This is a genomic window from Pseudanabaena sp. SR411 (genome assembly GCF_002251945.1).
Lineage (GTDB): Bacteria > Cyanobacteriota > Cyanobacteriia > Pseudanabaenales > Pseudanabaenaceae > Pseudanabaena.
The window spans coordinates 1-7995 of sequence record NZ_NDHW01000139.1; the positions used below are offsets into that span (position 1 = coordinate 1).

Here is a 7995-nt window from a genome sequence, read left to right on the forward strand (position 1 = left end):
CCTAATCCTAAATATTCTCCTTTTCATTCTCTTGGATTTGCTCAGTTCTCCATTCTCTGGGTTGCTTCTTCCTGCTCTTTTTCTGATTTTCTTAATCAACTTAGTCTAGACTCCAGTCCCCTTCTCCTGCGGGAGAAGGGGATGGGGGATGAGGGTTCCACGTAACGTCAGTTATTAAAAGCAGCCATGCTTTGCATGGCTGCTTTTGTTTACCAAATTTTCCAATCACTCCAATTGAGATTAAAAATAGAAGTGTCAGGAAAGGCGATCGCATTATTATTTTTTACTAGCATCTGTTGTAATTGCGAAAGCTTGGGACTCACTCGCGGTAAATCTTCAACTAATTGATAGGGAAGTAGCCCTTCAGCTAGCGCAAAGGATGCAGTCGTTGCAGCAGCGGCTCCCACTGACCACTCGTAGGAATGGACACGATAACCTGCGGCAACGATATAACTAAAGGCGATGTTTTTACCAGATACGATCAGATTATCGACTTTTTGAGGAATTAGCGATCGCAACGGAATTTGTCCTGGGAACGCTGGTCCATGTCCATTGCGAACTCCTGCTCTTTCGGTATTGCCAGCTTTTTCGACGGGATATTCGCTCAGGCAAGGATGAAAGTCGAGATAGTACTGAGCAATACCGATCGCATCAGGATAAATCGTAGAACGAGTGCGGCGGGAAATCTCTTGCGGCTCAGTATTATTTCTAATGGCACTAGCTGACTCTACACCTGCTAGAGCTTTCCATAAACTGCGATAGGTTTGCTCAGAGAGACTTTGGCGATAGATTTCAGTACTAAAATCTACTTGTGATACATCAATTTCAGACATGCTGAATCCTTCAGGATAACCGTAGGAAGGGCGACCAATTATTCTACGGGACTCACGAATGTAGGGATATTTGGATAGTCCATGCAAAGTTCCCATTGGCGAATCGAATCCAGTCAGCAAACGATGATTAGGGAAAGGCTTTTTCCAATCAGTTTTTTGCTGTGAGTCGGTCGTTCCTGCTACTAGCCAATAGTAAAAACCAAGGGCAATTTCTTCACCACTTTTGAGGGTTTCCGCTCTTAAACCTCCCATCCATCCATTTGGCTCCAACTGTCCTGATTTTTGCAACTGCTCTCTCGAATAAATGAGATTGTCTTTGTCAGTTCCCGGACGATAATCATTACCCCAAACCCAGTTCTGCATGGAGATATCACCAGCTTTCATAGCCGAAACTCCAAAGGCATTCTTTTTCGAATTTTCAGCTTCAGCACTCCAAATACGGCGATAGGTAAAGATCGTGTCAAAGTTGGCGAGATTAGGTTTTGGGTCAGAGCCGTAATAGGGTAAATAGAGATCGTAAAAACTGGGCTTTTGCTGGGGTTGCGCTTCGGCAGTTTGCTCCATTGCAAAGGTATAGGTAAAGCCTTGCGTGCAGTATGGATCATTCTCGGTGACGGGTGATGATGGATTGAGATGCGATCGCGGATCGATACCCAAACGATAGGGAACATCGGCTAAAGCGATAATTTCCCCTGTTTCCGTCGAATCAATCACAAACCAATCACTAGGACGCTTTTCAGTGCTGACAAGCGGAATGAACCGAATAATTTGCTTGTTTAATCGCAATGAATTTTCGTAGCGATAAGCATCTTCAATGATTGATGAAAGTGGCTCAGTATTTAACGGTGGCGTATTGGGTGTAGGGCTATGCTGAATGGCGATCGCACCATCGATTAGCTTGCCGTCAGTACTCATTTCCAGCTTTTTAATTACTGTATTCGGGAACCATTTCAATTTACCATTGCCCTTTTGCGCCGCTTCCTGCAACATTCCCACTAATATTTGCTGAGCAGTATTGGGAATGAAACAAGACACACTTACCCAACAATCTCCCGCGTTCAATTTGCCATAGTTCTGCTCAATCCTCTTCCGAAATTCTGTATAACCTTGGGGAAAGAACCAGAGATTGCGCTGTTTTTTCGCTTCATCTAAAGCCGATGTACCTTGAGAAGTCATCTGTCCACCGACCCAATCTGTAATCTCGGTCATGCAAACAGTTCGTCCTGCTAGCAATCCTTCATAAGCCGTAGCTGTTCCTGCCACACCACCACCCACAATTAGAATTTCGCACTCTTCGCTACGATCTGGGGCTTTAGGAATAGAGATTTGGGCGATCGCCTGATCAGTAAGTGCTGCTGCTAAAGAGATTGAGCCAATCGCAAAGATAAAGAACCGAACTTTAGAAGCAAGATTTTGCAATGATTTTGACATGTGTTTTTGGGTCACTGATATCATCTGAAATTAGCATTGAGCATTTTTAAGTCAATTATCTCCATAACTAGTTGCTCCAGTGTAGATGTAGCTATAAAGTGCTACTAGAGCAATTATTATGGTAATTACAATCAGCCATCTTTGTAAATAACGTGGTGCTTTTGATAAGATTTTTTCTCCAACGAGTTTACCAAGAATTCCCCCTAGTAGAGATCCATACAGAGGCATTTGGATAAATATTGTATACCAGTTGCCCTTGGCATTTGCTCCATGCCCCAAATTCCATAAAGTCCCTAGAATACCTGTAGCGCATAAAGCACCCAAAACTTCTCCAAAACATTCTAAATTTCGATTGTTTGGGAATTTAAATGATCGATTATTTACAAAGTTAATAATTAGAGTCAAACAGAAAAGAATTAATAATCCTGTAATTAGATAGAAAAAAATAGAGAGAATCGCAAAACTAAACATAGTTAACCTACCCTAAAACAAATTTGCAGACTGAGCGCAGTTTCGATTCATTCAATCTCGCTAGGATTTTTGATGGCTTGGCGAAGCCAAGCCATCAAAAATTGCTTCCTTATCCATAGTTTTACCTAGCCTTAAACTCATGACGCTAAAGTTAGAACTATCGTCAATCCTCACGAAACTAACTTTAGAAAGCTATCAAAAAACATGACCATTAAACGCAGAGATTTCCTAACTTTTATCGGTGGAATTGGCGGAGCAATGTTATTTGACGTAGGATCTCGCGATCGCTCAGTCTCCAAATTTTCGATGCCTTTTATGGGGTCTGAAGGAAACAGTGAAGCTCTAGCCGCAACATCTTCTTCACAGTTAAACTTTAAACCGATTAAAGGCCCAATGCCATTAGTAACTGATGCGATCGCACCATCAAAACAGAGTCAATTTTATAGAACTTTTGAAGTAGCTGACGATCTAGTTTTACCTGAAGGATTTATCTATGATGTCATTGCCGCATGGGGCGACCCAGTGGGTGACTCGCGTTTTGGCTATAACAATGATTATTTATCTCTGATTGAAACAAGTGCGAATGAAGGATATCTAACCGTCAATTTTGAATACATTAGTAGTATTCCTTGGGAGCAATCCTATGCAAAGGTTATTGGTAAAAAATTACCATTTGATGAAGTTGACTCAGCCCTTAAAGCTCGTGGTACTAAGGATATTGATGCATGGTCTTTACCAGTAAGCGATCCTCTCAAAGCCAAAATTGAGCTGATCTCCAAAGAAGCACTGATTGATTTGGGAATTGGTGTAATTTCGGTACGTCGAACCTCTGAAGGTAAATGGGTGCGGACAAATTCCAAAGCCGATCGCCGCATTACTGGCATCTCAGGTTTAGATGATGGTCGCTATCTCAAGACAACAGGGGCTGCTGTCACAATTTTTCGGAAAAAGAATGGTTTAGGCTATACCGATAAAATCGGCGATCGCATTATTGGGACATTTAACAATTGTGCGGGTGGTACAACCCCTTGGGGAACTGTATTTAGCGCCGAAGAGAATTTTCAAGATTTTGTACCAGAACCAGTCATGCCTGATGGAACTTCCCTCGATCCGAGTAAGAAAAAATTCATTAAGGACAGTGGAGATCTCAATGGTGTCGCCAATGTGTTGGGCTTAGCAGGTAACAAATACGGCTGGATGGTAGAGATTGACCCTGCTAATCCTGAGGATTATGGCACAAAGCACACTTGGCTAGGACGCTATCGCCATGAAGCGGTAGGCATTCGCGCCGAAGCTGACAAGCCACTAGTATTTTATTCGGGTTGCGATCGCCGTGGTGGACACCTTTACAAATTTGTTAGCAAAGGGCTTGTCAACGATCCTAAAGACAAGGGTAATTCTCAACTTTTGGAATCAGGAATGCTCTATGCGGCTAAGTTTAATGCTGATGGTACGGGTAGCTGGATTGCTCTAGAACCTTCTACCCCAATCAATCCCCATAGATTAGATGTCCTTGCTGGGAAAATGTTGCCCCTTCCCCAAAGACCCACAGGTGGGATTTTCCGAGCAACTAAAGAAGAGGAGATTTCGGAATTTAAGTCCAAGTTCAAAACCTTGGGTGATTTGTATGTAGGTAGCGATCGCGAAAAGCAAGGCGCAATTTTGATCGACGCTCACTATGCGGCTAATGCTATTGGTGCAACCTGTGCCGCCCGTCCTGAAGATACTAAAGTAGCCCCAGATGGTTCTTTATTTATTACTTTTACCTCAGGTGCTGCGAGTGATAGCGATGGTAGTCCAGATTTGAGAATCTTTAAAGGTGCTGATGGCAAAGCTTATGAATATGGCTGGATCATGCGTTTAAATGAGCAGGAAAATCAACCCAATGCAATGAACTTCCAATGGTCAATGATTGCTACAGGTGGCGAACCTGCGGAGGGAGGTCTGGGTTTTGCAAATCCTGATAACTTAGCGATTGATCGCAGTGGTCATCTCTGGATGGTTACCGACATGTCAACTGACAAGTATAACCTCGCGATTCCTAGTCGCAAGGACAAGTCTGGTAAATCTGTCAGTCAATCAGACTTACGCGGACTTTACGGCAACAGTTCTATCTGGTTTTTACCAACATCTGGCGCTGATATTGGGAAGGCTTTTCTATTTGGATTTGGTCCAATGGAATGTGAAACCACAGGTCCATTTTTCTCCAGCGATCAGCAGACTTTATTCCTGTCAGTGCAGCACCCTGGGGAAGTTAGAGGTACTCGCAAAGATATGACCTCTGAATCGCGTCAATTTGCGATGCGAACCACAGATGGCAAAGAGTTCATGCAAACTCGTAAAGTTCCCATCGGCTCCAACTGGCCCTCCCTCAAGCCCAATGACTCGCCAAAACCAGCAGTGGTTGCCATTCGCAAAATTAGCAATAGCTCGATCTAACACCAAAGCAGAAAACGGCATAGTCGTTTTCTGCTTTTAAAACTAACGTGCATAGACGTGAACCCTTAATACAAATTAGATACATAAGAGGCATAGCCGTTATACATTTGCGTAGCATAGCGATCGCCTGTGCCTAGCATCTTTTCACTAGCCTGCGACCAACGGGGATGGGGAATATTGGGGTTGACGTTGGCAAGAAAATCATATTCTTGGGGAATACGTGTATTCCAAAATGTAGCTGGTTGGCGATCGCTAAATTCAATATTGACTATCGATTTAATGCTTTTGTAGCCATATTTCCAAGGCAAAACTAATCGAATCGGAGCACCATGTTGTTTGGGTAACTCATGTCCATAGATGCCCACAGCCATAAAAGCAAGATCATTCATCGCTTCCTTAATTGTTAGACCTTCCGTATAAGGCCAAGGCTCGCTCTGCAAAATTTGTCTTCTTGCCTGCTCAGGTCGAAAGAAAGTTGTAAATTTAACATGGGTTGCATTAGCCTTTGGTTCCACTAATTCAATTAATCGCTTGAGGGGGAAACCAATCCAAGGAACTGCCATTGCCCATGCTTCTACGCAACGATGGCGATAGAGTCGTTCTTCGATAGGCATTTTGGCTATTAAATCCTCGATCGCAAATTTTTGGGGATTTGCAACCAAGCCAGATACTTCCACAGTCCAAGGATGCGGTTGAAACTTCCCCACTTTCTCCCATACATCTTTATCTCCACTAAATTCATAAAAATTAGTGTAAATAGCAGCACTATATTCATCGGTAATTGGACGATCAAGGGTAAAAGCAAGATTGCGGGAAGTGGTAATTGCTTTTAAGCGATCGTCTAGTAGTTTTTGTTTGACAATGGCTTTTTTTTCTTCGAGGGTTTGACAGCCAGCTAATAATCCCATAATGCTCAGGCTACCTAATCCAGCTTTCTTCATAAATCTCCGCCGATTTAGATAAACTGATTCTGAGGTTGCTTGACTTTCAGGCAGAAACCAATCTGGAAGAATCTTGATCAAAGTCATAAGAACATTCAACTATTTTAGAGCCTAGAACTATAGTAGACGGATCACCAATCAAGAATGGACTAAGGATGGGCAGCGAGAAGCGCCGCCCATCCTTTTGAGCAAACCCATTTACAGCGCTTTGCGCTCAAACCCAAATCAAGAGAATATTTGAAAGTGTTGCAAAACAATACTTTCAAACATTCTCTTGCAGTTCGTTTGATCGGTAATTGCTATAAAAAACCGCAGTAAAAGCTATAGACTAATTTGAGAAAAAACGTTTGAGAATTCTAACTTAATGAACAAAATAACAAAACAGCTTTGCAGCTTTGCGATCGCGGCTCTGATATCTTGCTTACTTGCAATAGCTTGTACCCCAACTAGCAATAATACAAACACAACAACTCCAAACAATAGCCCTACCAGTAATCAAACCCCAATTCCCATTGGTATTGCAGTTGCTCAAACTAGTAACGTTTCATTACTAGGACAAGAACAGGTCACAGGTGCAAAAATTGCTGAAACCTATTTTAATCAACAAGGTGGCATCAATGGCACTCCAATTCGTTTAATTTTTCAAGATACCGCAGGTGATGAGCAGGGTACAATTAACGCCTTTAATACACTAATTTCCCAAGATAAAGTTGTTGGTATTGTTGGTCCAACACTTTCGCAGCAAGCATTTAGCGCTGATCCGATTGCTGAACGTGCAGGCGTGCCCGTGATCGCCCCATCGAATACCGCTAAAGGAATTCCTCAAATTGGTAAATATATTTCACGGGTATCAGCTCCTGTAGCTGTAGTTGCTCCCAATGCGATCGAGGCTGCCCTCAAAATCAATCCTCAAATCAAAAAAGTAGCGGTTTTCTACGCCCAAAATGATGCCTTTAGTAAGTCTGAAACAGGCACATTCCAAGAGACAGTTAAACAAAAAGGGTTAGACCTTGCAACTATCCAAACCTTCCAAACTACTGATACCGATTTTCAATCTCAAGTGACAAACACCATTAATATCAAGCCTGACTTAATTATCATTTCAGGTCTATCTGCTGATGGTGGAAACCTTGTCAAACAGTTGCGTGAACTAGGTTATAAAGGTCTGATCATCGGTGGGAATGGATTAAATACTTCCAATATTCTGCCAGTATGTAAAGCCCTCTGTGATGGAATTATCATTGCCCAAGCTTATAGCCCTGAATTGAAGAATGAAATCAATACCACATTCCGTCAGATCTATACTGAGCAGAACAAAAAAGAACCGCCCCAGTTTAGCGCTCAAGCATTTACAGGAGTACAAGTATTTGTAGAAGCATTACGTACTCTCGATAAAAAGACTAAGCTAAATACACTGACATTACCACAGCTTCGCACACAACTAAACGACACATTGCTAACAGGCAAATACGTTACGCCGCTCGGTGAAATATCCTTCACTCCTGAAGGCGAAATCCAGCAAAAACAATTCTTTGTAGCCCAAATCAAAATGGAAGCTGACGGCAATAGCGGCAAGTTCACATTCATCCAATAGCTCTACATTATAGCTACAGTCTCATTTATCTTAGAACACAACAAAACCCAAGAATTGAATGGCAGCGCTTCGCGCCGCCATTCAATTCTTGGGTTTTGTTGTGAAACAAATTAAAAAAGATCCTAATCTTTAGTAAGATTAGGATCTTTTTTTTAAAATTAAGCTTGGCATCGAGCTATTTTCCCGTAGGGCTACCCCTAAAGTATCTTCACCGTGACAGCGTTTCACAACTGAGTTCGGGATGGGTCAGAGTGGTTCCACCGCACCATAGACACCAAGCAAACTT

At 42.4% G+C, this 7995-nt stretch carries 5 protein-coding genes and 1 rRNA gene; 2 read left to right on the forward strand and 4 right to left on the reverse strand.

The genetic code is table 11. From position 1 onward, the window contains the following. Positions 1-209 precede the first annotated feature (209 nt). The gene (locus tag B9G53_RS14595; protein ID WP_094533539.1) at positions 210-2264 is read right to left on the reverse strand and encodes an FAD-dependent oxidoreductase; all 2055 of its coding nucleotides are present in this window, start codon (positions 2262-2264) and stop codon (positions 210-212) included. 51 nt (positions 2265-2315) lie between these two features. After that, on the reverse strand, positions 2316-2735 hold the full coding sequence (locus tag B9G53_RS14600) for a hypothetical protein (RefSeq protein WP_094533541.1): 420 nt from the start codon (positions 2733-2735) through the stop codon (positions 2316-2318). A gap of 204 nt (positions 2736-2939) precedes the next feature. Here B9G53_RS14600 and B9G53_RS14605 point away from each other — a divergent pair, with 204 nt between their 5' ends. Then, the gene (locus tag B9G53_RS14605) at positions 2940-5174 is read left to right on the forward strand and encodes a PhoX family phosphatase (protein WP_094533543.1); all 2235 of its coding nucleotides are present in this window, start codon (positions 2940-2942) and stop codon (positions 5172-5174) included. Between the two features lie 65 nt (positions 5175-5239). Here the strand turns inward: B9G53_RS14605 and msrP are convergent, their stop codons facing one another. Next, on the reverse strand, positions 5240-6202 hold the full coding sequence (msrP, locus tag B9G53_RS14610; RefSeq protein ID WP_094533545.1) for a protein-methionine-sulfoxide reductase catalytic subunit MsrP: 963 nt from the start codon (positions 6200-6202) through the stop codon (positions 5240-5242). A gap of 277 nt (positions 6203-6479) precedes the next feature. Here msrP and B9G53_RS14615 point away from each other — a divergent pair, with 277 nt between their 5' ends. Then, positions 6480-7709 (forward strand): ABC transporter substrate-binding protein, encoded by a 1230-nt coding sequence (locus B9G53_RS14615; protein ID WP_094533547.1) that lies wholly within the window; start codon positions 6480-6482, stop codon positions 7707-7709. A 162-nt stretch (positions 7710-7871) separates the two neighbouring features. Here B9G53_RS14615 and rrf read toward each other — a convergent pair. Next, positions 7872-7988, reverse strand: a 5S ribosomal RNA gene (rrf, locus tag B9G53_RS14620). Positions 7989-7995: the final 7 nt, after the last annotated feature.